This is a genomic window from Vibrio sp. 1402, assembly GCF_033340275.1.
This window is the reverse complement of record NZ_JAWOWE010000014.1, coordinates 48,093-73,379: the sequence shown is the minus strand read 5'-3', so window position 1 is coordinate 73,379 and position 25,287 is coordinate 48,093. Positions and strand designations below refer to the sequence as shown.

General features: G+C 45.0%; 19 protein-coding genes. 18 read left to right on the top strand and 1 reads right to left on the bottom strand.

The window, feature by feature from the left end; all coding sequences use genetic code 11:
• Positions 1-3 precede the first annotated feature (3 nt).
• The 17 genes from R7044_RS20655 (at position 4) to tldD (ending at position 20,314) form a co-directional block, all read left to right on the top strand.
• A complete protein-coding gene (locus R7044_RS20655) occupies positions 4-1,227 on the top strand; it encodes a type II secretion system F family protein (RefSeq protein WP_005381186.1) in 1,224 nt (407 codons plus the stop codon).
• A gap of 3 nt (positions 1,228-1,230) precedes the next feature.
• Complete coding sequence (locus R7044_RS20650) at positions 1,231-1,692, top strand: MSHA biogenesis protein MshF (RefSeq protein ID WP_225455789.1); 462 nt, start codon at positions 1,231-1,233, stop codon at positions 1,690-1,692.
• Positions 1,693-1,983: 291 nt separating this feature from the next.
• Positions 1,984-2,478, top strand: a complete 495-nt coding sequence (locus R7044_RS20645) for a type II secretion system protein (RefSeq protein ID WP_104969843.1) — start codon at positions 1,984-1,986, stop codon at positions 2,476-2,478.
• 73 nt (positions 2,479-2,551) lie between these two features.
• A complete protein-coding gene (locus R7044_RS20640; RefSeq protein WP_171058470.1) occupies positions 2,552-2,785 on the top strand; it encodes a Tfp pilus assembly protein FimT/FimU in 234 nt (77 codons plus the stop codon).
• A gap of 115 nt (positions 2,786-2,900) precedes the next feature.
• Positions 2,901-3,440, top strand: coding sequence for a type II secretion system protein (locus R7044_RS20635; RefSeq protein WP_213871924.1), 540 nt, complete (start codon positions 2,901-2,903; stop codon positions 3,438-3,440).
• Complete coding sequence (locus R7044_RS20630) at positions 3,437-4,012, top strand: type II secretion system protein (protein WP_158156929.1); 576 nt, start codon at positions 3,437-3,439, stop codon at positions 4,010-4,012. Before R7044_RS20635 ends, R7044_RS20630 begins: the two co-directional genes overlap by 4 nt.
• Positions 4,012-4,749, top strand: a complete 738-nt coding sequence (locus R7044_RS20625; RefSeq protein WP_213871925.1) for a PilW family protein — start codon at positions 4,012-4,014, stop codon at positions 4,747-4,749. Before R7044_RS20630 ends, R7044_RS20625 begins: the two co-directional genes overlap by 1 nt.
• Complete coding sequence (locus R7044_RS20620) at positions 4,739-5,173, top strand: MSHA biogenesis protein MshP (RefSeq protein WP_225455788.1); 435 nt, start codon at positions 4,739-4,741, stop codon at positions 5,171-5,173. The genes R7044_RS20625 and R7044_RS20620 overlap by 11 nt, the downstream gene beginning before the upstream one ends.
• A gap of 4 nt (positions 5,174-5,177) precedes the next feature.
• Positions 5,178-9,326: a DUF6701 domain-containing protein gene (locus R7044_RS20615; protein ID WP_225455787.1), complete on the top strand. Its 4,149-nt coding sequence runs from the start codon at positions 5,178-5,180 to the stop codon at positions 9,324-9,326.
• A 151-nt stretch (positions 9,327-9,477) separates the two neighbouring features.
• Entirely contained in the window at positions 9,478-10,521 is a 1,044-nt protein-coding gene (locus tag R7044_RS20610) for a rod shape-determining protein (protein WP_005381144.1), read from the top strand.
• Positions 10,522-10,671: 150 nt separating this feature from the next.
• The gene (gene mreC, locus R7044_RS20605) at positions 10,672-11,568 is read left to right on the top strand and encodes a rod shape-determining protein MreC (RefSeq protein WP_005381142.1); all 897 of its coding nucleotides are present in this window, start codon (positions 10,672-10,674) and stop codon (positions 11,566-11,568) included.
• The gene (mreD, locus tag R7044_RS20600; protein WP_005381141.1) at positions 11,558-12,046 is read left to right on the top strand and encodes a rod shape-determining protein MreD; all 489 of its coding nucleotides are present in this window, start codon (positions 11,558-11,560) and stop codon (positions 12,044-12,046) included. The genes mreC and mreD overlap by 11 nt, the downstream gene beginning before the upstream one ends.
• Positions 12,047-12,050: 4 nt before the next feature.
• Positions 12,051-12,620, top strand: coding sequence for a Maf family protein (locus R7044_RS20595; protein WP_136977042.1), 570 nt, complete (start codon positions 12,051-12,053; stop codon positions 12,618-12,620).
• A gap of 18 nt (positions 12,621-12,638) precedes the next feature.
• Complete coding sequence (gene rng, locus R7044_RS20590; protein ID WP_005381138.1) at positions 12,639-14,108, top strand: ribonuclease G; 1,470 nt, start codon at positions 12,639-12,641, stop codon at positions 14,106-14,108.
• A gap of 12 nt (positions 14,109-14,120) precedes the next feature.
• Complete coding sequence (locus tag R7044_RS20585) at positions 14,121-18,002, top strand: YhdP family protein (RefSeq protein WP_225455786.1); 3,882 nt, start codon at positions 14,121-14,123, stop codon at positions 18,000-18,002.
• A 33-nt stretch (positions 18,003-18,035) separates the two neighbouring features.
• Positions 18,036-18,857, top strand: a complete 822-nt coding sequence (locus R7044_RS20580; RefSeq protein ID WP_005381136.1) for a carbon-nitrogen hydrolase family protein — start codon at positions 18,036-18,038, stop codon at positions 18,855-18,857.
• 11 nt (positions 18,858-18,868) lie between these two features.
• A complete protein-coding gene (gene tldD / locus R7044_RS20575; RefSeq protein WP_005381134.1) occupies positions 18,869-20,314 on the top strand; it encodes a metalloprotease TldD in 1,446 nt (481 codons plus the stop codon).
• A gap of 66 nt (positions 20,315-20,380) precedes the next feature.
• On the opposite strand, the gene R7044_RS20570 is transcribed toward tldD, so the two are convergent.
• On the bottom strand, positions 20,381-21,757 hold the full coding sequence (locus R7044_RS20570) for a PhoH family protein (protein ID WP_005381133.1): 1,377 nt from the start codon (positions 21,755-21,757) through the stop codon (positions 20,381-20,383).
• A gap of 561 nt (positions 21,758-22,318) precedes the next feature.
• On the opposite strand from R7044_RS20570, the gene rapA reads away from it, so the two are divergent.
• On the top strand, positions 22,319-25,228 hold the full coding sequence (rapA, locus tag R7044_RS20565; protein WP_064377046.1) for an RNA polymerase-associated protein RapA: 2,910 nt from the start codon (positions 22,319-22,321) through the stop codon (positions 25,226-25,228).
• Positions 25,229-25,287: the final 59 nt, after the last annotated feature.

Genomic DNA, 25,287 nt, shown 5'->3' with positions numbered 1-25,287 from the left:
TGAATGCCAACTTTTCGTTATCAAGGCCGCACGCTAGACGGCTCATCCACTAACGGCAAAATCGAAGCAGTGAACTCTGAAGCTGCAGCGGAAGCATTGATGAATAAAGGGGTCATCCCGCTCAATGTACGTTTAGAGAAAGAGTCGGCAAAAAGCCAAGTGAGCTTATCTAAGCTGTTTGTGCCTGCTATTCCGTTGGAAGTAATTATTCTTTTCTCTCGCCAGTTGTTTAGTTTGACTAAAGCTGGCGTACCTTTGCTGCGCTCTATGCGTGGCTTGTTGCAAAATTGCGAAAACAAACAGCTCAAAGAGGCGCTAGAAGATGTCGTTTCTGAACTGAGTAATGGCCGAGGTTTGTCTTCTGCGATGCAGCAACACAGTAAAGTATTCAGCCCTCTGTTCGTTTCTATGATCAACGTCGGTGAGAATACGGGTCGGCTTGACCAAGCGCTATTGCAACTGGCGAATTACTACGAACAGGAACTTGAGACTCGCAAACGCATTAAAGCGGCGATGCGTTATCCGACGTTTGTCATTATCTTTATCACCATTGCCATGTTTGTATTGAATATCTTGGTGATCCCTGAGTTTGCATCGATGTTCACGCGCTTTGGGGTTGAGCTACCACTGCCGACGCGTATTTTGATCGCGACTTCTAATTTCTTTGTTAATTATTGGGTGTTGCTGGTTGTGGCAATGATTGGTGCGTTTACGGTGTTCAGAGCGTGGGTGGCGACGGCTGATGGTCGGGAGAAGTTCGATAAGTTTCGGCTTCGGCTGCCAATTGTAGGCGATATCGTTAATCGTGCGCAGCTTTCTCGTTTTGCCAGAACCTTTTCGTTGATGCTGAAATCAGGGGTGCCACTTAACCAGTCTTTGGCTTTGGCCGGGGAAGCCTTAGGGAACCGTTTTTTAGAAAATCGAATTCTTGAAATGAAGTCCGCAATTGAAGCGGGTAGCACCATTTCAGTGACGGCCATCAACAGTAAAATATTCACCCCATTGGTGATTCAGATGATTGCAGTAGGTGAAGAAACTGGTCGTATTGATGAGCTGCTGCTGGAAGTGTCGGATTTTTACGATCGAGAAGTTGATTACGATCTAAAAACACTGACCGCAAGAATAGAACCATTACTTTTGGTGATTGTAGCAGGTATGGTCATGGTGCTGGCATTGGGTATCTTCCTACCAATGTGGGGAATGCTCGACATCATCAAAGGCGGCTAATAGGTGGTTGAAAATCAAAGCCGAGCAACGCTTATTGTATTTGGGGTTATTGCTACGATTATGGCGGTGGGTTTGGTGGTCAAATTACGTCCTGTGACCGAGCAAGCACAAGTAACTGGAGCGAAGTTAGCGAGAGTTTGGATGCAAGACAGTGTTCAGCGTTATCGTCAAGCTTGGCTAGTACAAGGCGAGCCAGAACATATGCTGATGGATGGCTTAAACCTTACTATGACTGAGGGCGGGTTAGTGTCTCCCTTTACTCAGCAAGGTGTATTAGATTGTGGTTATTGGCTAGCGGTGCATTACCCCCAACGTAAAATAATGACCAACAAGTTAATAGATATCAGTGGAGCCATCAAAACTGATCGTTATGTCTGTCAATACACTTATGAAAATGGTCAGTCGATTGTAGTTATCTCAACTGCTAATCAACTGAAAATATACGTCGAAATGTCGGCGGAGTGAATTTTTTGACACCTAAGCACTATAATTGGTAATGAAAGTCGGTATAATGCAATCATTACCATAAGTAACAGGCTGTAATAGTGGGTAAACAATAATGTGTTTTTCTCATTTCAGCATGAACTGAATAATGGCGAATCGTCATTCTGCTCAAGCGGTAGATACAGTATCCACTTCACGGTCAGTTTTAGTGAACGTTGCTGCCCCAAACCGTTTTGACAATATCCAAAATGGTCGCGTGACCTAAACAAAACTTTGCAGTTGTACTGCATGCTTACATAGAGAGAGTAAACAATGAAAAGACAAGGTGGTTTCACCCTTATCGAATTGGTAGTGGTAATTGTAATCCTAGGTATTCTAGCGGTCACTGCAGCACCACGTTTCCTTAACCTGCAATCTGATGCTCGTCAGTCTTCATTACAAGGCTTGAAAGGAGCAATGACTGGAGCTTCTGGTATTGCGTATGGTAAGGCGGCTATAGAAGGAGTTGAAACTGAAAAATATGATTCTACCACTAATAAATACCCTACTCTCGACGACGGCACTGAAATTCATGTCGGATACCCTGCTCCAAATGCTGACGGGATTATCGCCTTGGTTGATGGCTTAGAAACTGGAACTGAAGGTGATTGGTCCGTGTATGTTGATGAGGCAAACAGCACAGTATTTGCTACTTTCCAAACAGGTGAAGATTTAACAGCAGCTCCTTCTAAATGCTATGTTAGTTATGCTCTAGATAAGTCAGACGCTGATGCAGTTCCTGTTTATAAAGTAAACAAAGATTGTTAAGTCTAGTTATCGTACAGAGGCCAGCTAGTCTGGCCTTTATCTCTTTATTTTGATGAATATCGGAATAGTTCATATGCGTAAAACATCGGGTCTTAGTGCGATAGAGTTTGTCGTTGTGCTGATTATCTTAGGTGTGATCGGTTATGTGGTATTACCAAGATTTATCAGCTTTGAGCCAGAAACTTACGAAGCGAAGTGGGAGAAAACTAAGCAGACCGCAGAGCATGTTTCTGAGACGCTGAGCAACAAAGAAACTTACGATCGAATAGAAGAAGAGATTGGCCGTTCAAAAGGGCAAAATAACTAGATATTGGTTATTTGTTCGTCTGTTCACATTTCGAATCGAAAAATTATAAACCTATCATTAATCTCATAATTTCATCGTATACTTATTTCGCTTGTTCTAAGCCTAAGGTTGGGTTATGAAAATTCGCAGCTCTACATTAGGGTTTACCTTGATGGAATTGATCTTAGTGATCGTTCTCTTATCTATTCTTTCCCTTTTTGCTGCCAGCCGTTTTATGGGCTCTGGCAGTTTTTCTGCATTTGCACTTCAGGAACAAGTCATCTCAGTCATTCGTCAGGTACAAGTTAATCGAATGCAGTCGAATATTGATATACCTGATAAGCCTTACCCAGAACGATGCTTTCCAAGTAGCTATAAATCAGAAGAAGATCCAAGCTATACCAATTTTTGCTTATCAATAACTAGTGCTTGTATTGGTTCAACAGCAGCATGTTCATTGACGGGTAATGCACAAGATGCTCGCAGTGATGTGGTTATCGATAAGTCGGCTAAGTTTTCAATCATCAATGGTGCAACTAGCCCAATCGAGTTTAACCTGTTAGGTAACCCTGTAAGCGGTGCAGTAAACATCTTAATTGAAGACCAAAATGGCCAAAGCCGCTGTGCAGTAAACATCAATAGTCAAGGCTATGTTTCCAAAGGATCATGCTTATGAGAAAAGTTCGCGGCATGACCTTAATTGAAATGATCATCGCGATTGTCTTAATGGGCATAGCGATGGTGGCATTCACCTCTTTTCTTGTCCCTCAGGTTAGAGATTCTGCCAATCCTCATTATCAAACCCGCGCCTCTGCTCTAGCTCAAAGCTTTATGTCACAAATTCTTGCGCGTGGTTTTGACGACAACAGTAACTTTGATGGAGGGCTGGTTCGTTGTGGTGAGAACTCCGTCAATTGCACTTCGTCTGAAGATCTTGGCGCTGAAACAGGGGAGTCACTTCCTACAGATTTTAATGATGTTGATGATTTTATCGGTTGCTGGAGCACGCCTAATACGCTCGCTCAATGTAAGAGCGTGTCTCGAGGAAATATTACCGATGTGTTGGCGAATGTCGGAGAAGATAGTGCAGAACAATATAAAAATTTTAGGGTAGAAGTCCAAGTTGCCTATGATGATTTAGGTGGTTCGGAGACAAGTTCTCAACCTAAGTATAAAAAAGTTACATTGACTATCTTTGCGGGCACGGCTCAACCCCTGACTTTAACGGCTTTAAAAGGGAACTACTAATGAAAGAACGTGGTTTCACTTTAATTGAGATGGTCGTTACGATAGTTATCGGTAGTATCATCATGTTGGGTATTGCCGGTTATATTAAACTAGGGATAAAAGGGTACGCAGACAGCATAGGCCGTCAGCGAGTACAGACAGAAGCACAGTTTGTGATCGAGAAAATGTCCCGTGAAATTCGCCATGCCGTGCCAAATAGTTTTCATGAGCCAACTGGGACAAGCAATTGTTTGGAGTTTGTACCCATTGAATATTCGGGCTTTTATGCTTTTAGTGGTAGTACTCTGGAGTTTCTTATTGGCAACGATACTAAGCTAAAACGTATTCCTAATGAGCGATGGTTGGTGATAAATCCTAGTCGGTATGAAGATCTTTTCCCTAAAAATCCAGATAACCCAGAATCATCTCAACGAATTGAATTAAAAGAGATATCAAGAGATAAAGTTGATGAGCCTTTTATTGTTTCTGTAGGTGAAAGCAGCATCAGCTCTAGCTCTATTTCTAGCCGTCATTACATTTACCAAGATAAATCTCAAGTCCGTTATTGCTTCGATAGCGGTCAAGTACTTCGTAATAATGTCATTGTCACGGATAGTATTGATACATCAGCGAGTTACATGCGTTATGTTGAGCCAACTCTACAACGTGGTGGGCTAGTACATATTAACTTAGAGTTTTTACAGGATGGGGAGCGTAGTGTGTATCAGCAAGACGTGCAGGTGCTCAATGTTCCGTAAACGAAATCAGCAAGGTAATGTTCTCATCGTGGTGCTTTTTGTCATTATTGCGATGGGTTATTTAGCCGCCTCTCTTATGAGAATAAGTTGGTCAAATCAAAGTGGACTAACCCGGGAGTTCTTAGGCACAAAAGCTTGGTTTGTTGCTCAATCTGCCAACGAATGGGCACTGACACAGTTGTACCCGCTTAACGATGATGACCCTGATATCGCAGATATTTGTTTGAATGAGGTCAGTGGTGCAACCCCTAATGTTATACAGAATACGGCATGTAGGATTAATAAGATGAGTTGTTTAAAGTTGGGGGTTCTGAATGAGGGAACCTCAGAGGCACAGTCTTTGTTTAGAGTGCAAGCAACCGCCATTTGTGGTTCAGGGCTGTCTCAAGTGCAGCGTCAGCAAGAAGTTTGGGTTAGGGAGTAGAATAATGAAGAAAATAATAATACTCAGTGCATTAGCCTGTTCTTTATTTTTTGTGCAGGGAATTGCAGCAGCAACAACTTATGATTTAACGCCTAGACGGGTTTGGGTGTTGGAACAAGGTAGTTGGAAACGCGTGTGGATTGCTACTAACAGCCCATGTTCATTTGATGGATATTACACCAGGGGTTTATCTGAATATGTATGCCCAAGTCAAGTAAATCTTCGTTCCGGTGAGAGTATTGTTACTGGGGGCAGTACCTCTCAACTAGTTTTAAGACGGTATGCCTATTTCTGGGGGGGGAATAATATTGGTACTCAAAGCCGTCCTTTATCATTAGATCTTAATGGAAATTCATTTTCTGCTTCTGGCTTGGACCTTAATGGCCATATTGATAACGGTAACGATATAGCTCTTTATTACTCGACTGTGTCCGGTACGATAAATAGCACCAAAGGTTATATTAAGCTATTTGACGTAGATGCTAAACAGGATGTTTTAGCTAAAGACTATGTGGATATCCAGAACTCGCAAGTACAGGGTGCTGTGTCTAGCTCGCATAATAGTGGGAAGATAAAGAATTCAAAGATTAAAGGCAGTGTTCAGGTCAAGAATAATCTAGATGTTGTTAGTAACTCATACATCTGTGGTGTTGCATCAAGTGAAAATGCTCAAGGTCATAACAGTGAATCCTCTATCATTGATTCCTATATTGGTAATGATGTCTCTGTTAAAAAAGACCTATATGTAGAGAACTCAACTGTGTTTGGGACAGTGAGTACTTTTAATCGAGGCATGAATTTATCTAAAGCTAAAATCCTAGCGGACAGAATAGCGTTAGAGTTTCCACAAAATAAGCCCACTGTTATCTCTAGTGACACTACCCTTTGTGGTACTGCGAATTCTTCATATTCCTATGGTAGAAATCTTGTTGCGTATTGTGGGTTAAATGATCCAAGCTGTAGTGCACAACAATCGAAGGGGAAATGTCCTGTCGATTTAGTGAGTAGTTCAGAATACAGAGATTTTTATGATTACTGTGGCATTACTCCACCAGAGCCAGAACCAGAGCCACTTCCCGATCCAAAACAATGTATTGATGTTGAGGCCTTTGATCAAGAATATGACCTTGAGCAAAAATGGGCAACTATGGGTTACTTTAGCGGTGATTATTATGGACAGGATGGTGCAGAGCCTAAACCATTTATTCACAAGAATCGGTTGAGAATAACCAACAATGTACAGGGCCAAGCTGCGGTTGGCGCATACAACTATATATTTCCATCAAGCAACAACATTGTTGAAGTTGAATTTGACCATTTTGCGTACGATGGTAACCGTAACAACACTGGTGCAGACGGGGTTGCGATTGTTTTTTCGGATGCAAGTGTTCTACCATCTACTGGTGCATTTGGTGGGCCGTTAGGGTATGGAGTGAAACCTGACGACGGCGGTATCGAAGGATTTGCTGGAGGGTGGATTGCTTTTGGTATTGATGAATATGGTAATTTCTCTAACGAAGGCAGCTATTATCAAGATAAAAATCCGCTTGATAGCAGTCCGGGACAGAATGACCATTCAATAACAATACGAGGCTCGGGTGAGAAAAAAGGCCCTGGCGAATATATTGATACGAGCAACCATCGTATAGGTACGTTCCCTGAAGGATGGTTCGGTGGATATCGCTTTATTAAAAAGAACAGTAAGGTTGGCAAGCTCGATGATGAGTCAAAGGACGAAATTCACCGTTATCGGATGACGATTGATTCACGGGCTATCGATGGTAGAGATGTCGGGGTTTATGTCTCTATCAAAAGAGCCAGCTACCAAGGTAACCTCAAAGTTGATGTTGATGATAGAGGGAAACTAAAAAGCGATAACCTAAATTGGGAGGACATTATTGATTCTTTCAATATCATGCAAGGTTTTGCTCAATCGACTGCTCCAAGTGAATTTCGAGTGTCTGTAGCGGGCTCTACTGGGTTAGTAAAAAATGTGCATGAAATTGATAACTTTCAAATATGTGCTGATGAGTTCCAACCACTAACAGAAGGTATACATCATTTTGAGTTTGATTATTCTGGAGTTGGCAGCACATGTCAGCCGTCTGATGTAATTCTACGAGCATGTATGGATAAAGACTGTGATACGCTTTATCCTGGTTCAATAGCCGATGCCGAAGATTTGCAAGTGACCCTTTCTCCTAGTGCGGGCCATGAGGTTGCTAATTGGGTACAAAGTTCACCGATTAGCTTTAAGGGGTCAACTCACCTTCAGCTGCAAGGCGCAAAAGCGGGTTTCGTGACCATCGGCATTGCAAATACCCATGGTGTTCACCAGTTCGGTTTTGAGGATACACGTTGTCGAATTAATGGCGATGAGCTTTCGGCTGAAAAATGTAAGATTGAATTCCATCGTAATACGTTATCTATTGTTGCTGAAGATGTTATTGCTAACAAGGAGTCTTCAGATAGCAACTATTTTGAATTTTGTTCATCTAGTTCAGCAACAAACACTACTCGTGATATTAAGTTGAGCATGACGTATGACGGTGATCCTAAAGAGCAACCAAGTGTTACGCTAAATTATAAAAAGAGCGACGGGAATAGTACGCCTGTTTGGAGCTCTGACCAAACTATTTCAGGCCCAGAGGATGATCCCGCCTATCTTAGAGATGTTTACTTTGATAATAATGGTCGAGCTAAGTTTAAGTTTACCTATCCTGAAGTAGGTAAAGTTTCGTTTAATGCATCTGTTGAAGGAATCGAAGACTCCAAAGGAGTTGGCACATTTGTAAGCTATCCACATCGCCTCCAAGCAACGGCAAGTGGGCGGTGCGGTAGTAAATCTGGGTGTGATAGAGGGTTTATCGCCGCTGGTGAGGAATTTACTATAAGCATCACTGCTTTGCAGTATAGTGAAGATGGTAAAGGTGGTATGCCAGCTAAAAATTACAAAGAAGAACAAATGGTTGTGTCAAATGAAGTAGTATATCCTGCTATAAGCGCCGGCGGGAAAAAAGCAGAACTTCTCACAGATACATATCAACATATCGCCTCTGATGATGCCAAAACGTCATTTTCTCAAACTGTGTCTGAGGTAGGTGCGTTCAAATTTTCAATAAGTGCTCCTGAAGGTAATGTTGAAAATACGTCTCTCTACCTTAGTAAGAGCTCATTCTTGATTCAACCAGCGACCATTACTCTCGGGCGTTTCTATCCGAAGTTCTACAAGTTGCGTGGGCAACATTGGGACTATGCAGGAAGTCAAAGCTTTAACTATATGAATCAAAACTTTGATTCTATGTGGTACGAAGTAGAGGTATTGACTGGTGGGGATGCTCCAAAATCAGTAGAAAATTATAAATACTTCAACAAAGAACATGTAGCATCTTTTGAGTTGAGTGATTCGTTGAATCGGTTTAATGCTCAGGGTAATTTAACACCTTCTTGGGTAGACGCTTTGGGAAGTATTCAACGCTTCACACTGACTCCCCCATTAAGTGGTAAATGTAATGCGATAGAAGGCTTATGTTGGATGAAAAAAATCGCTGCTGTAGGTTACGAAGATGGACCATATAATCTATATGGTAGCAGAACAATGGCGAGTGATATCAAAGTTGGTGTAGCGATAGAGCCGGACCCAATAGCGGTATATGGTGATCCAGTTCTTTCTGAGCAACCCGACATACGTTTCGGTCGCGTTGACCTAGATGATATCGGTGGTAATCAGGGTACGACTCTATATATCCCACTACGTGTCGAGTATTGGGATAATAATCGTAAGCGCTTTGTGCAAAATATAGATGATGACGGAACGGTTATTTATTCAGTGCTTGATGGAAATCCAGAGACAATTTGGCCTGATGACAAAAGCGATTGTTCGATTTTGCTAGAAGGAAATGACACGGTTACAGATGGTGCGACGCGAGAGCTATCGGCTCGGCAAGATCCGAATACATGTAACCCTGTGGGACGTCAACAATCTCGACTTTGGTTGCAGCTTGAAGGCGGTTCTAACAACCTCCCTTGGCTCAAATATGATTGGGACAATGATGGCTCCGAAGAAAACCCATCATCCGTAGTAACCTTCGGTATTCACCGTGGTAATGACCGTGTGATTTACCGTGGTGAGCCAGGGTTAACCGGACAGTAACAACTTAGGTTTTTGCCCTTAAGTTAGGAAACTGCAAGAAATTGAGGCTTTCTGCTCATGTTTGTGTACCAATACCTTGCTGTGACAGCGAGGCATTGGTACATTTAGAGCAATTTTTGTCTTCTATATTTTTGCAGGATGAGCGAAGAGTATGTTTAAGAAACTTCGTGGCATGTTTTCTAACGATCTATCTATCGATTTAGGTACAGCCAACACTCTAATTTACGTAAAAGGGCAAGGAATTGTCCTTGATGAACCTTCTGTAGTTGCTATTCGTCAAGATCGTGTAGGTTCTGCAAAAAGCGTTGCTGCAGTCGGTCACGCAGCAAAACAGATGCTTGGTCGTACACCTGGCAACATTTCCGCTATTCGCCCAATGAAAGACGGCGTAATCGCTGACTTCTACGTAACCGAAAAAATGCTTCAGCACTTTATCAAGCAAGTGCACGATAACAGCATCCTAAAGCCAAGCCCACGTGTTCTTGTTTGTGTTCCTTGTGGTTCTACCCAAGTTGAGCGTCGCGCAATTCGTGAATCAGCACTTGGTGCTGGTGCGCGTGAAGTTTACCTAATCGACGAGCCAATGGCGGCGGCAATTGGTGCTGGTTTACGCGTATCTGAGCCGACAGGTTCAATGGTGGTCGATATCGGTGGCGGTACAACTGAAGTTGCCGTTATCTCTCTAAACGGTGTGGTTTACTCATCGTCTGTACGTATCGGTGGTGACCGCTTTGATGAAGCTGTGATCAACTACGTACGTCGTAACTACGGCAGCTTGATTGGTGAAGCAACGGCTGAAAAGATCAAACACGAAATCGGTTCTGCTTACCCTGGCGATGAAGTTCAAGAGATTGAAGTTCGCGGTCGTAACCTTGCAGAGGGTGTGCCACGCAGCTTTAGCTTGAACTCAAACGAGATCCTAGAAGCGCTTCAAGAGCCGCTATCTGGCATCGTCTCAGCAGTCATGGTTGCACTAGAGCAGTGTCCACCAGAGCTTGCTTCAGACATTTCTGAAAACGGTATGGTACTAACCGGTGGTGGTGCACTACTTAAAGACCTAGACCGTCTACTAATGGAAGAAACTGGTATTCCTGTTGTTATCGCGGAAGATCCACTAACGTGTGTTGCGCGTGGTGGCGGTAAAGCTCTAGAAATGATCGACATGCACGGTGGCGATCTGTTCTCTGAAGAATAAAGGTTTAGGTGAAGCTCATGTCGGGCTTCACCTTCATTTCTGCTCTCTCTGTAATTCAAACATGCTCCATACCTAAAAGTATTTAGTTAAGTATTTTTAGGTTGCCAAGTAAGGCTCAATAATCATGGAAGCAATCAGGTCAAAAACAAGATGAAACCGATTTTCGGCAGAGGTCCGTCTCTGCAATTACGTCTGTTTTTTGCTGTCATCGTGTCGGCGAGCTTAATGCTGGCCGATAGTCGTCTAGATACGTTTTCCAACGTTCGATACCTACTAAACAGTATGGTTGCACCGATTCAGTACGCAGCGAATTTGCCTCGTAGTATGTTCGATGGCGTATTTGAACGTTTTAATTCTCATCAGGCATTAGTTGAAGGCAATCGCAGCTTAAAGCGAGAAGTGTTACGCCTGAAAAGCGAGCTTATCTTGCTCGACCAATATAAAGAAGAAAACCAACGCCTACGTAAGTTGTTAGGATCTTCATTTGTCCGTGATGAAAAGAAAGTCGTGACAGAAGTAATGGCGGTTGATACTTCACCTTATCGTCATCAAGTGGTGATCGATAAAGGCCGTATTGATGGTGTTTACGTTGGTCAGCCTGTTATCAACGAGAAAGGCATCGTTGGTCAGGTTACGTTTGTCGCAGCGCACAACGCACGTGTTCTGCTGCTAACGGACGCGAAAAATGCAATTCCTGTCCAGGTGATCCGCAATGATATCCGAGTGATCGCATCGGGCAATGGTGAAATGGATGAAATCCAACTGGAGCACATTCCAACCAGCACAGATATTCAGGTTGGTGATTTATTGGTGACATCCGGTTTAGGTGGTATTTACCCTGAGGGATACCCAGTCGCGACGGTTACCAATGTGGATCACGATACGCGTCAAGAGTTCGCTTCAATCAAGGCTGAGCCGGTTGTGGAGTTTGATCGCTTACGCTACCTACTGCTGATTTGGCCGAATGAAGACCGTCAACACAAAGTACTGCGGTCCAATGTAGATGAAGGGTTAGAGCAAGAACAAGAGGTAACCGATGGCCAATAATGTATTGAGTAGCCGAATGGTGATTGGCGTCAGTTTCTTCGTTGCGCTGGTACTGCAAACCATTCCATGGCCAGGTGTGTTAGATGTGTTACGTCCGTCATGGTTGTTCCTTGTCACGTGTTATTGGGTGTTGGCACTACCGCACCGAGTGAACGTCGGAACTGCGCTAGTGTTGGGCTTATTGTGGGATATCTTGATCGGCTCAACGCTTGGAATTCGTGGCATGATGATGTCGATCGTTATCTACCTTGTGGCGCTGAATTTCCTGTTGATTCGCAACATGGCATTGTGGCAACAGTCGATTTTAATTGCCTTTTTTACTGCGTTATTGGAAGTTTTGATATTCTGTGGGGAATATTTGAACCAGGACGTAGTATTTAATCCATTATCTCTGTGGACGGCGGCAATAAACTGTATACTTTGGCCATGGATGTTTTTATTAATGCGACGAGTTCGTCGTGCATGGCACGTAAGGTAAAGCGGTGAAGAAAAGCTTATCTCTCGTTCTCGCATCGGGTTCTCCGAGAAGAAAAGAGCTGCTTGCTCAACTGGGTTATGATTTTGAGATCGTATTGCCTGATATTGAGGAAGCCAAACAGGCTCATGAGCAAGCACGAGATTACGTGTTGCGTCTTTCTTTGGAAAAAGCTCAGGCAGGCTTAGCGTTGGCTAAGCCTGATTCCGTTGTATTGGGCTCTGATACGGTCGTCGTATGCGATGACTGTGTGCTAGAAAAACCAAAAAGTTTTGAAGATTCAAAGCGTATGCTTACTGGCTTATCGGGTCGTCGTCATCAAGTGATGACTGCGGTGAGCGTTGTATCATCGGAACAACAACATTCAGTGGTCGTTACCACTGACGTGTGGTTCAAACCACTGACTCACGAAGAAATCGAACAATATTGGCAGTCAGGAGAGCCATGCGATAAAGCTGGAAGTTATGGTATTCAGGGACTCGGAGGGCGATTTGTCACCCGGATCGAAGGCAGTTATCACGCTGTAGTAGGCTTACCTTTGTTCGAAACCGATCAGCTAATTCAAGAATTTTTATAATTGTTTTGAGGTGTGCACATGAGTGCAGAATTGCTGCTTAACGTGACCCCGAGTGAAACTCGTGTGGCCATGATTGAAGGTGGAGTACTACAAGAAATACATATCGAGCGCGAATCGCGTCGCGGTATTGTGGGCAATATATACAAAGGCAAAGTAAGCCGAGTGTTACCAGGTATGCAGGCGGCTTTCGTCGACATTGGTTTAGATAAAGCGGCGTTTTTACATGCGTCAGATATTGTTCCTCATACCGAATGTGTGGCAGAAAACGAAAAACAGCAGTTTCAAGTCCGTGATATCTCTGAACTGGTACGCCAGGGACAAGACATTGTTGTACAAGTGGTCAAAGATCCGCTCGGCACGAAAGGTGCGCGTTTAACGACGGATATCACCTTACCTTCGCGTTATCTTGTTTTTATGCCGGGGGCCAGCCATGTCGGTGTTTCGCAGCGTATTGAAAGTGAGAAAGAGCGTGAGCGTTTGAAAAAGGTGGTGAACCATTACTGCGATGAGCACGGTGGTTTTATCATTCGTACCGCGGCAGAAGGCGCTGATGAAAAAGAGCTCTCTCAAGATGCGGCATTTCTAAAGCGTTTGTGGCTAAAAGTCATGGAGCGTCGCTCAAAATACAAAACGCGTTCAACACTTTACGGTGAACTCGGCTTAGCTCAACGCATTCTGCGTGACTTTGTTGGCACAGAGCTCGATAAGATCATGGTCGACTCCCGCCTTGAATACGAGAACCTGAAAGAATTCACTTCTGAGTATGTACCGGAGTTAACAGATAAGCTTGAGCTTTACGAAGGTGACAAGCCAATCTTTGACATGTACGACACCGAAAACGAAATTCAGCGTTCTTTAGAGCGCAAGGTCGAGCTAAAATCGGGCGGCTATTTGATCATCGATCAAACCGAAGCCATGACCACCATCGACATCAACACGGGTGCATTTGTTGGTCGTCGTAATCTCGAAGAGACTATCTTCAATACCAATATAGAGGCAACGCAAGCTATTGCGCGTCAGCTACGTTTACGTAACCTCGGCGGTATCATCATTATTGATTTTATCGATATGGCATCCGAAGAGCATCGTCAGCGAGTGCTTACCTCACTGGAAACGGCGCTGGCGAAAGACCGAGTAAAAACCAACATCAACGGCTTTACCCAGCTTGGCTTAGTTGAAATGACGCGTAAGCGCACACGAGAAAGTATTGAACATATCTTGTGTTCTGGCTGTCCTACTTGTGAAGGCCGTGGCAGCGTGAAAACGGTCGAAACCGTATGCTTTGAGATATTACGCGAGATTACTCGTGTGAACCGTGCTTACGACGCCGATAATTTTGTCGTGTACGCATCGCCGTTTGTTGCTGAAGCACTATTGGGCGATGAGTCTCATGCGCTGGCTGAGCTCGAAGTATTTATTGGCAAGCAAGTGCGAGTTCAGGCTGAACCCCTGTACATTCAGGAACAGTTTGACGTCGTAATGATGTAATTTGGAACATTTGTGAATTCTGGTGTTAACCGTTTTGGGCGTTTTTGTGCGTGGAGTTTAGTTACTGTATTGGTGTTATTAGCCATATTAGTAACCACGCTTCGCGTCACACTGCCGCAACTTAACCATTTCCAAGATGAGATCAAAACCTGGGTCAAACAAGGCACAGGTTTTGACGTTTCTATTGCCAATGTCGCAGGGACGTGGCGCAATAATCATCCCTCAATTGCGTTACTGGGTTTAGAGGCAAATCTACCAAACGTGCAAGATGCACGCTTCGCTGTTGAAGAAGTCCAAATTGAGTTCGATCTTATTCAATCTCTTTTTCAACTTAAACCTGTAGTTGCAGACCTTACCATTCATAACCTCGCTTTAGACATTCACACGGTAGACATTCTGCCGACTTCTCATCGTCAAGATCCGAAGCCTGAAGTGGATAAGAGCGAAGTGAAACTCATTGACCAACTCGACTCACTTCTTTTACGTCAGTTCGAAGACTTCACTATTAGCGATTCACGGATTTGGTATAAGTCGGTGTCTGGTGAAACTCGCCGTTTAGATATTGAGCAGCTTCGTTGGAGCAATCAAGGGAAACGTCACGTAGCCGAAGGCACGGTTAGCATTGCCGATGTTCGCCTGAACTCATTGTTAGTAAGCGCTAACTTTAAAGATCATGGCTCGTTGCGCGATGTATCTGGTGAGTTTTACGTGAGTGCTCAAGATGTCTCGGTCACACCTTGGCTGACCACTTACATGCAAGAAGAGTCAGGAGCAGAGTCGGGTAAAGTCAGCTTAAATACTTGGCTGACGCTCAAACACAGCCAACCGCATGATGCTTATGTTGAATTGCTGCCTTCCGAGTTGGTGTGGAATGAAGATGGACATCATGAGCTGTTTATTGAGTCTGGAATTTTCAATCTTCGACCAGATAAACAAGGCTGGAAAGTAAATGGCCACTCACTTCAGATCAGAACCGATAACACCCCTTGGCCAGAGTTAGACGTCGCGTTTGATTGGCAACCAAACGGCTGGATGCTTAATCTCTCTCAACTCGACATCGAAGCACTCATTCCGCTCATCAAGTTGGCTCCAGAGTCAGAGTCGACCAGTGACCTTATTAACAAACTAGCACCGAAAGGTCGGGTCGAAGATGTCCGATTGTCAATGAATGGTGGTTTAGACACCTTACGCTACTCGGCTGAACTGGATGAACTCGCGATGACACAATGGGAGCTCCTACCCGGGTTTCATCACGTACAGGGCAGCGTATCGGGGGATGTGAATCAAGCTAAAGCAAAAGTCACCGTCATTGATGATGTCTTTCCGTACGGCGATGTATTCCAAGCTCCGCTGAATATCAAACAAGGTGAAGTCGATATTATCTGGCAGCAAGATGATGCGGGTTGGCGCTTGTGGGCGGATAAAGTGACGGCAGCAACGCCTGATCTTCAAGTCTTGGGGGCATTCCGTCTTGATTTTCCAAAAGAACAAAGCCCATTTTTATCGTTCTATGCCGAAGCGGATCTCTACAACGCGGGTGAGACATGGCGCTATCTACCGACTCTGGCACTTGGACAAGACTTGACCGACTATCTTTCGACCGCGATTCAGGGCGGTAAAGTGAACACAGCGAAATTGTTGTGGTATGGCGAGTTAGGTGATTTTCCTTACAAAGAACATAATGGCATGTTCCAAGCTTGGGTTGGATTAAAAGACGCGAAATTTAGCTTTGATACGGCATGGCCAACCATCACGGATTTGCAGCTAGACTTGCTGTTTGAAAATGATGCCATGTATTTGGATTCAAAATCAGCCACACTAAATGGCGTTCATGCCAAGCGTATCACTGGGCGAATCCCTGAGTTGGCAGAAGGTGGACACATCGAGATTGAAGCGAAAGCAAGCGCGCCGGGTAATGAAGTCCGTGACTACATGATGGCGACGCCATTAGTGGATTCAGTCGGTGCCGCATTGACAGCGCTGCAAGTGAGTGGGCCCGTTTACTCTGAGTTTCAACTCAACATACCGTTTGATTTTGAGAAAGACTCTCGCGCTTGGGGTTATGCCGATTTAACAGAAAATCGTGTTGATATTGAAGCGCCGCCAATGACGCTTGAAAACGCCACAGGACGTATCACCTTCGACAATGATGTGGTTACCACATCGGGTTTGTCGGCCGAATTATTACAACAGCCTATCTCTCTTGATTTCCATGGAGAGAGTGCGGAGCAAGGCTACAACGTGACAATTAATACACTAGGAGATTGGGATGTCGAGCCGCTCAAACCCTATGTCGGTGAGCGTTGGTTAAACCTTGTTTCTGGCCATGCGCCGTGGCAAATGGACATTGACTTGCAACTCAATGATGTTGGTTTCACTTATCAGCTTGAAGTGCTGGCGCAGCTAAATCGTCTGGCTAGTCAATATCCTTATCCTTTAGCGAAAAAAATTGGTGAGTCTGGGCAAGCGAAACTGCAAGCATCCGGCAACCAAGAGAGTATTTCAGCACGACTACAGATCCCAAATGTGAAGTATCAAACTGAGATAGATATCGCTGGCGATGTCCCGGTTCTGACTGCGACTCATTTAATGGTTGGCAAAGGTGGCTTCCGGATTAGTCCTATTGTCGGGCACGATGCTTCGGTGCGTGTCGAAGAACTGAATTTAGACCAATGGGCGGAGCTTGCGCAGGTCTCTGAGAGCAAGCCTTCATCGTCTGTTTTGGCAAGCATGAAAACGCCGACCATTCCATTGCCGACACGCATTGAAGTTGAAACGCCAAACTTGCAGCTCGGTGGGATTGAGTTTCATGATGTGGGTTTTTCAGCAAGCAAGAAAAATTTGAGTTGGCAACTCGATGTGGACAGTCAAGAGGTTAAAGGGAAAGCTAACTATCTGAAACCCTATGATCTATCGGTCTCTCTAGAGCACTTGCATCTGTACATCCCAGGGTTTGAAGAGATGACCAAAGAGCGCAGTTCAATCTTTGCGAGTGAAGATCAAAACGCACCTTTGATTACCAATTTTGACCGCAAGTTTCACGCAGAGATGCCAAACTTAACTTTGAACATCGATGATTTTTGGCTGCAAGGTTACAAAGTGGGCAAAGTTAATGTTGATTTGCAGCGTCGCGAGAACCGCTTGGAGTGGAAAAATATCACCTTTAGTAGCGGCAAAAACCGCATTGATATGAGTGGTTGGTGGGACCTGACGAAAGAGAGTAGTCATTCCAACTTAACCATGAAAATGAAAGGTGATAACAACACCGATCTTATGGAGCGCTTTGGTATTACATCAGGCATTCAACAAGCACCATTTGAGATCAATGCCAATATGGAATGGGACGGCGCACCTTGGTCAATGAAGACACAAACCTTGCAAGGAAACGTCTCAACGGAATTTGGTAAAGGCGTGATCAGTGAAGTTAGTGGTGCGGCACGCTTGTTAGGCTTGTTTAGCTTGGATTCTATCATCCGTAAGATGCAGCTCGACTTTACCGACGTATTCGATAAAGGCATGGCATTCAACTCGATCACGGGAACGGGCAAAATCCAAGACGGTGTGTTTATCACCAATGATATTGTAATGGATGCGTTAGCAGGGGAAATGCAAATCCGCGGCATCGCTAATATGAACAGCAGAATGGTTGATGCGGAAGTGAAATTCACACCAGACATCACATCAGGCCTACCAATGCTGACCGCGTTTGCCGTTGCGCCTCAAACTGCTTTGTATGTCTTGGCCATCTCTACGGTGATATCTCCGGTGGTTGAGGTCTTCACTCAAGTCAATTATGAAGTGAAAGGCCCACTAGATTCACCAACGGTGAAAGAAATTTCGCGAAGTAAAGGTGAATATAAGCTGCCAGAAAAACTGCGTGAACAGGCCAAATAACTCACCGAATATAATGGAATAGGGAGGAAACACATGGAGCGTGTTGGCATTATTCAAATGACTTCGGGTCCGGATATTAACGCGAATTTGGACTTCATTGAAAAACAGTGTGCTTTAGCGAGCAAGCAAGGTGCCAAACTTGTTCTTACTCCTGAAAATACAGTGCTATTTTCCAGTCGCGAAGCTTATCATCAACATGCAGAGCCACTTGGCAGTGGCATGATTCAACAGCGGCTCTGTGAAATCGCTAGAAAGAACCAGTTAACGCTAATTGTCGGAAGCATGCCCATTCAAACCGCAAAAGGTGTCACCACCACAACACTTGTATTTCCGCCGCACGGTAAATGCATTGCTCACTATGACAAACTGCATATGTTTGATGTCGACGTAGCCGATGGTTATGGTAGTTATCGTGAGTCGGATACGTTTATGGCGGGTAATCAAATAGTCGTTGCGGAAACTGATATCGGCAGTGTTGGATTGAGTATTTGTTATGATTTACGTTTCCCAGAACTTTATAAAGTATTGCGTCAAGAAGGGGCGGATATCATTGTGGTGCCCGCTGCGTTTACCGCTGTGACGGGGCAAGCTCACTGGGAAGTATTATTGCGAGCTAGAGCGATTGAGACACAATGTTGGATTTTGGCAAGCGGACAAACTGGAACGCATCCATGTGGACGAAAAACATGGGGACACTCAATGGTCGTTGACCCTTGGGGACGTATCCATAAACAGCTTCAGGATGAAGTAGGTTTATTGGTGACTGAGATAGATTTGTCACAAAGCCAACAAGTAAGGCAGAATATGCCGCTGACTCAACACAGTCGCTTTCAAAATGAATTGAGACGGAAATAAAAGAGCTAACTATGAGCACAAACCAAATAGAACAGGCACTCCTTGCCCCAAATGGTCTGACAGAACAAGACATTGCTGACACGCTTGCCAGCATTGCGACGCGCCAGATCGATTATGCGGACATTTACTTTCAGTCCAGCTGGCATGAGTCTCTGGTTCTAGAAGACAGCATCATCAAAGATGGCTCTTTTAACATTGATTGTGGTGTTGGTGTCCGTGCAGTAACTGGCGAGAAAACAGGCTTTGCCTACTCTGATCAAATCCAGCCTGAAGGCCTGAAGCAGAGTGCAATGGCGGCGCGCGGTATTGCTCAGCAAGGGCAAAATGGCAAAGTCCAAGCGTTTAAACGCACCGAAAACCAAGCGTACTACGCGGCTGTGAATCCACTAGCTGAATGGGAAAAGCAGCAAAAAACAGAATTACTCAAATCTCTAGATGCTTACATCCGCACTAAAGAACCATTGATTAAAGAAGTTTCGATCAGCATCAGCGGTGTGCATGAGCAGATGCTTGTTGCGGCAACAGACGGTACTTATGCAGGCGATATTCGTCCTTTGGTGCGTTTGTCTATTAGCGTGCTCGCACAAAAAGGTGAACGACGTGAACGCGGTAGTGCTGGTGGCGGCGGCCGTTTCGGTTACGATTTCTTTTTAACGGAAAGCAATGGTGTGAAACAAGCTTTTCATTACGCAGACGAAGCGATTCGCATGGCGTTAATCAACCTTGAAGCAGAAGCAGCACCAGCTGGCATGATGCCAGTGGTATTGGGTTCTGGCTGGCCTGGCGTGTTGCTACACGAAGCGGTAGGTCATGGCCTAGAAGGTGATTTTAACCGGAAGGAATCTTCGGTTTTCTCTGGCAAAATGGGTCAACAAGTGACGTCTTCGCTGTGTACCATCGTCGATGACGGCACGTTAAAAGACCTTCGTGGTTCACTGAATGTGGATGATGAAGGGGTAAACGGTCAGTACAACACGCTTATCGAAAATGGTGTGCTGAAAGGTTACATGCAAGACAAGCTAAACGCGCGGTTAATGGGTGTGAACCCAACAGGTAACGGTCGTCGTGAGTCTTATGCACATTTACCAATGCCGCGTATGACCAACACCTACATGCTACCAGGTGAACATACGCCAGAAGAAATAATCTCGACGGTCGAGAAAGGGTTGTATGCGCCAAACTTTGGTGGCGGCCAGGTGGACATTACTTCGGGTAAGTTTGTGTTCTCTGCATCCGAAGCATACTTGATTGAAAACGGTAAAATTACGCGCCCTGTTAAAGGTGCGACGTTGATTGGCTCAGGTATCGAAGCAATGCAGCAAGTCTCTATGGTCGGTAACGACCTAAGTATCGACAAGGGCGTTGGCGTATGTGGTAAAGCAGGTCAAAGTGTGCCAGTTGGTGTTGGTCAGCCGACCTTGAAGCTGGACTCACTGACAGTGGGTGGCACTGAGTAACTCAGTCGAATCGTTATAAAAAGAGCGCTCATTAGAGCGCTCTTTTGCTTTGCGAGTCGGTGTCAATTACAGGTTTTCTTCAGCAAATTCCGCCAAGCGGCTACGAACCACGCCGTTGAGGTGAATATTTGCGCTGCCTTCAAAGTTCTTGAAGCGCTCAACCATGTACGTCAATCCTGATGTCACTGGGGTGAGGTAATGAGAGTCAATCTGCGCCAAGTTACCGGAGCAGACGATTTTGGTTCCTTCACCACAGCGGGTAATGATGGTTTTGATTTGTGATGCAGTGAGGTTTTGACACTCATCAAGCAGTACAAACGCATTTTGAATCGAACGGCCACGCATAAAGTTGATCGATTTAAATTGAATGTTGGCTTTATCGCAGATGTACTTCAATGAGCCTTCAGTGCAGTGATCGTGTTTATGTAGTGCTTCCAAGGTATCGGTCACCGCCGCTAACCACGGCATCATTTTCTCCTCTTCGGATCCGGGTAAGAAGCCGATGGATTCACCGATATCTGGCGTGTTACGTGTTACGATAATTTTATCGAACATGCTTTTTTCAATGGTTTGTTCCAATGCTGCAGCCATTGCCAGTAATGTCTTACCACTACCCGCCGCACCCGTTAGAATCACCAAGTCAATTTCTGGATCGAGTAAGGCATCTAACGCCATTCCCTGGTAGATATTTTTAGGTGTGATGTCCCAAGCCTTGCGATGCATTAGGCGTTCGCGGCTCAGGTCGAGAAGCGTTAACTTGTCTTCATTGATGGTTTCTACGCGACCAGCAAAGTCACTGTCTTCATCAATAACGTATTGGTTGATAAAGGTTGGGTCGAAGGGTTCGCGACTGAGTTTATGGTAAGTTTTTCCACCCAGTGCATAGCTTTCTACTTCCTCAATACCGCTCCAGAAATCACCTTCACGCAATTGAAAGCCCTTGGTTAGGTATTGAATGTCGTCAATCAGTTGGTCGGTTCTATAATCCTCAACAAAGCGTACACCAGCCCCTTTGGCTCGCAGACGCATGTTGATGTCTTTCGTGATCAGTACCACTTCGCGTGGTGCACGTTTATTTTGCAGATAAAGCACCGCGTTGAGAATACGGTTGTCACCGGCTTTGTCGGCGAAGGCTTTGACGGTTTCCTGCAGTTCAAAATCCGCCAAAATGGAAATAGTACCTTGGTCGGGGTTGTCTTTAGAAACAGGAATGCCTTCAGAGATTTCATCTGGCGTTGCTTCTTTAAACAAATCTTCCAAGGTGCGAATAGCCACGCGCGCATCTCTTGCAACGTCGCGCTTACTGTCTTTGATTCGGTCGAGTTCTTCCAACACGGTCATGGGGATAACGACATCGTGTTCTTGGAAAGAGAAGATGGCAAAGGGTTCATGAAGAAGAATGTTGGTATCGAGTACAAACAGTTTCCGATCGGTATCGCCCATAGCGTCTCCTTGCCGTAGTACGGCTCTGCATGCGAGTTGTTAGGTCGTTTCCAAATAGGTGTGAAGTGACCTAACTCTGATTGCTTGCAATAGAGGTTGTCGGGCTGATGTCGGCTAGTGTGCAACCGAGTAGCAAGACAACTTACTGCAAACCCGTGTTGATCCTAATCGTGTACTAACGCGCTTAAATCATATGCAATGGTTTTAAACGCCCCTCATTAGAAGTATACGTAATATTTACGTTCTACAACTTAATAATTGGCATGAGTATTTTACAATTTGATTGCATTTAGAGTTTGGGAAAAAAAGTTTCTGCTTGGTGCGGTTTCGGCGTGACCTAAATCACAGCTTCAAGTAAGATTAGCGACCTTTTTCTGCGTATAGGCTACGTCCGATTTATCATGTTGAGCTGGCTTAAAAAATACTCAGTTCATACTGAAATGACGAATGCTATCGGCATAGCAGAAGCCAGAATCAGATCTAAACTATTATCCATGCCCACGGGCATGAGTAGACCAACAAGAAATACGAATCAAGAACTAATAACGAGGTAGTCAATTCATGACATTTGCTTTGGGGCAGCGCTGGATTAGCGATACGGAAAGCGATTTAGGTTTAGGTACCGTTGTAGCAATGGATGCTCGTACTGTGACATTGATGTTTGCAGCGTCAGAGGAAAACCGAGTTTACGCACGTAACGATGCACCTGTTACCCGAGTCACCTTTAATGTTGGGGATGTCATCGATTGCCAAGAAGGTTGGTCTCTAAAAGTAGAAGAAGTACTGGAAGATGAAGGTCTTTACACCTATTTCGGTACTCGTGAAGACACGCAAGAAACCGCTGTTGTTCTGCGTGAGATTTTCCTTAGCAACCAAATTCGTTTTAACAAACCTCAAGATAAGTTGTACGCCGGTCAAATCGACCGTATGGACAACTTTGTTCTGCGTTACCGTGCGCTAACCAACCAGTTTGAGCAGCATAAGAGCCCAATGCGTGGCCTATGTGGTATGCGTGCAGGTTTGATCCCTCATCAGCTTTACATCGCGCACGAAGTTGGCCGTCGTCACGCGCCACGCGTCTTATTGGCGGATGAGGTAGGTTTGGGTAAAACCATCGAAGCGGGCATGATCATCCACCAACAAGTTCTGTCTGGTCGTGCCGAACGCATTTTGATTGTGGTGCCTGAAACACTGCAGCATCAATGGCTGGTTGAGATGATGCGTCGTTTCAATCTGCATTTCTCTATCTTTGACGAAGAGCGCTGTATCGAAGCGTTTGCGGATGCAGAAAACCCATTTGATACTCAGCAATATGTGCTGTGTTCTTTGGATTTCCTACGCAAGAGCCGCAAGCGTTTTGAACAAGCACTGGAAGGTGAATGGGACCTACTGGTTGTCGATGAAGCGCATCACCTTGAATGGAGCCAAGATAAACCGAGCCGTGAATACCAAGTGGTAGAAGGCTTGGCTGAACGTACTCCAGGTGTGTTGCTACTGACTGCAACGCCAGAGCAGCTTGGTCGTGAGAGTCACTTTGCTCGTCTGCGTTTGTTGGATCCAGACCGCTTCTATGCTTACGAAGCATTCGTTGAGGAAGAAGAGCAATACGCGCCCGTAGCAGATGCGATTACTTCACTCTTTTCCGGTGAAAAGCTACCTAATGAAGCAAAAAACCAAATTACTGAACTGCTTTCTGAGCAAGACGTAGAACCACTTTTCCGTATTATTGAAAGTGAAGCGGACGAAGAAGCTAAAGCGTCGGCACGCCAAGAGCTGATCGATAACTTGATGGATCGTCATGGTACAGGGCGTGTTTTGTTCCGTAACACGCGCGCGGCCATCAAAGGCTTCCCTACGCGTAACGTGCATCTGATGCCAATGGATATTCCACCGCAATACACTACATCAATGCGTGTTGCTGGAATGATTGGCGGTAAGATGAGTTCTGAAGCACGTGCGATGAAGAACCTTTACCCGGAAGAAATTTTCCAAGAATTTGAAGGCGATGACGCGAGCTGGTGGCAGTTTGACTCGCGTGTTAATTGGTTGCTTGAAAAAGTAAAAGAGAAGCGCAGCGAGAAAATCCTCGTGATTGCTTCTCGTGCGAGTACCGCACTGCAATTGGAGCAAGCACTGCGTGAGCGTGAAGGTATCCGCGCCACCGTTTTCCACGAAGGTATGTCGATTCTTGAACGTGACAAAGCGGCGGCTTACTTTGCGCAAGAAGAAGGTGGAGCACAAGTTCTTATCTGTAGCGAAATCGGCTCTGAAGGTCGTAACTTCCAGTTTGCCAACCAACTTGTCATGTTCGACTTGCCATTTAACCCAGACTTGCTTGAGCAACGTATTGGTCGTTTGGACCGTATCGGTCAAAATCGCGATATCGACATTCATGTTCCTTACCTGAAAGGCACATCGCAAGCGATCCTAGCACGTTGGTTCGATGAAGGCCTGAGCGCTTTTGCGGAAACCTGCCCAACAGGCCGTGCTGTTTACGATAAGTACTCCGATGATCTGATTGAAATTCTTGCCTCTGGTGATACCAGCACGCTAGATGAGATCATTGAAGCGTCAGCAAAAATGAATAAAGAGCTGAAATCCCAATTGGAGCAAGGCCGTGATCGCCTATTAGAAATGCATTCAAATGGCGGGGAAAAAGCACAACAAATCGTTGAGAAAATTGAATCAACTGACGGCGATACCAATCTGGTCACCTTCGCACTTTCTCTTTTTGACACGATTGGCTTGAATCAAGACGATAAAGGTGAAAACGCCCTGATTGTGACCCCATCTGAGCACATGATGGTGCCAAGCTACCCAGGTCTGCCATACGAAGGAGCGACGATCACGTTTGATCGTGATACGGCTTTATCTCGTGAAGATATGCACTTTATCAGTTGGGAACACCCAATGATCCAGGGTGGTATCGATCTTCTTATGAGTGAAGGGGTGGGGACGTCTGCGGTATCTCTATTGAAAAACAAAGCGTTACCAGTCGGGACTATTCTTCTTGAGTTGATTTACGCGGTAGATGCGCAAGCGCCAAAACGCAGTGGTATCGCGCGCTTCTTACCGAAAACGCCAATCCGTTTAATGATGGACTCGCGTGGTAATGATTTGTCTGCTCAAGTGGAGTTTGAAAGCTTTAACCGCCAGCTCAGCCCTGTAAACCGTCACTTAGGTAGCAAGTTGGTTACGTCGGTACAGAAAGACGTACACCGCTTAATTGAAGCCGGTGATGTTCTTATTGAAGAGAAGGTCGAAGAAGTACGCAAACAAGCTCATCAAGATATGCAGCACAGTTTGAATGCAGAGCTTGAGCGTTTGCAAGCACTGAAAGCGGTGAACCCAAATATTCGTGACGAAGAAATTGAAGCTATCGACGCACAAATTAAAGAGCTCACTGGTTACATCAACCAAGCTCAGGTTCAGCTCGACTCGCTGCGTTTGATTGTGGTGAGCCACAACTAAGTAAGTATTTATTGCTCATTAAAAAAGGTCTTCAGTTGAAGACCTTTTTCTTTATTTAC

Coding starts and splice junctions, on each gene's coding strand:
- R7044_RS20655 (WP_005381186.1), top strand. CDS start 4: ATGCCAACTTTTCGTTATCAAGGCCGCACGCTAGACGGCTCATCCACT.
- R7044_RS20645 (WP_104969843.1), top strand. CDS start 1,984: ATGAAAAGACAAGGTGGTTTCACCCTTATCGAATTGGTAGTGGTAATT.
- R7044_RS20640 (WP_171058470.1), top strand. CDS start 2,552: ATGCGTAAAACATCGGGTCTTAGTGCGATAGAGTTTGTCGTTGTGCTG.
- R7044_RS20635 (WP_213871924.1), top strand. CDS start 2,901: ATGAAAATTCGCAGCTCTACATTAGGGTTTACCTTGATGGAATTGATC.
- R7044_RS20630 (WP_158156929.1), top strand. CDS start 3,437: ATGAGAAAAGTTCGCGGCATGACCTTAATTGAAATGATCATCGCGATT.
- R7044_RS20625 (WP_213871925.1), top strand. CDS start 4,012: ATGAAAGAACGTGGTTTCACTTTAATTGAGATGGTCGTTACGATAGTT.
- R7044_RS20620 (WP_225455788.1), top strand. CDS start 4,739: ATGTTCCGTAAACGAAATCAGCAAGGTAATGTTCTCATCGTGGTGCTT.
- R7044_RS20615 (WP_225455787.1), top strand. CDS start 5,178: ATGAAGAAAATAATAATACTCAGTGCATTAGCCTGTTCTTTATTTTTT.
- R7044_RS20610 (WP_005381144.1), top strand. CDS start 9,478: ATGTTTAAGAAACTTCGTGGCATGTTTTCTAACGATCTATCTATCGAT.
- mreC (WP_005381142.1), top strand. CDS start 10,672: ATGAAACCGATTTTCGGCAGAGGTCCGTCTCTGCAATTACGTCTGTTT.
- mreD (WP_005381141.1), top strand. CDS start 11,558: ATGGCCAATAATGTATTGAGTAGCCGAATGGTGATTGGCGTCAGTTTC.
- rng (WP_005381138.1), top strand. CDS start 12,639: ATGAGTGCAGAATTGCTGCTTAACGTGACCCCGAGTGAAACTCGTGTG.
- R7044_RS20580 (WP_005381136.1), top strand. CDS start 18,036: ATGGAGCGTGTTGGCATTATTCAAATGACTTCGGGTCCGGATATTAAC.
- tldD (WP_005381134.1), top strand. CDS start 18,869: ATGAGCACAAACCAAATAGAACAGGCACTCCTTGCCCCAAATGGTCTG.
- R7044_RS20570 (WP_005381133.1), bottom strand. CDS start 21,757: ATGGGCGATACCGATCGGAAACTGTTTGTACTCGATACCAACATTCTT.
- rapA (WP_064377046.1), top strand. CDS start 22,319: ATGACATTTGCTTTGGGGCAGCGCTGGATTAGCGATACGGAAAGCGAT.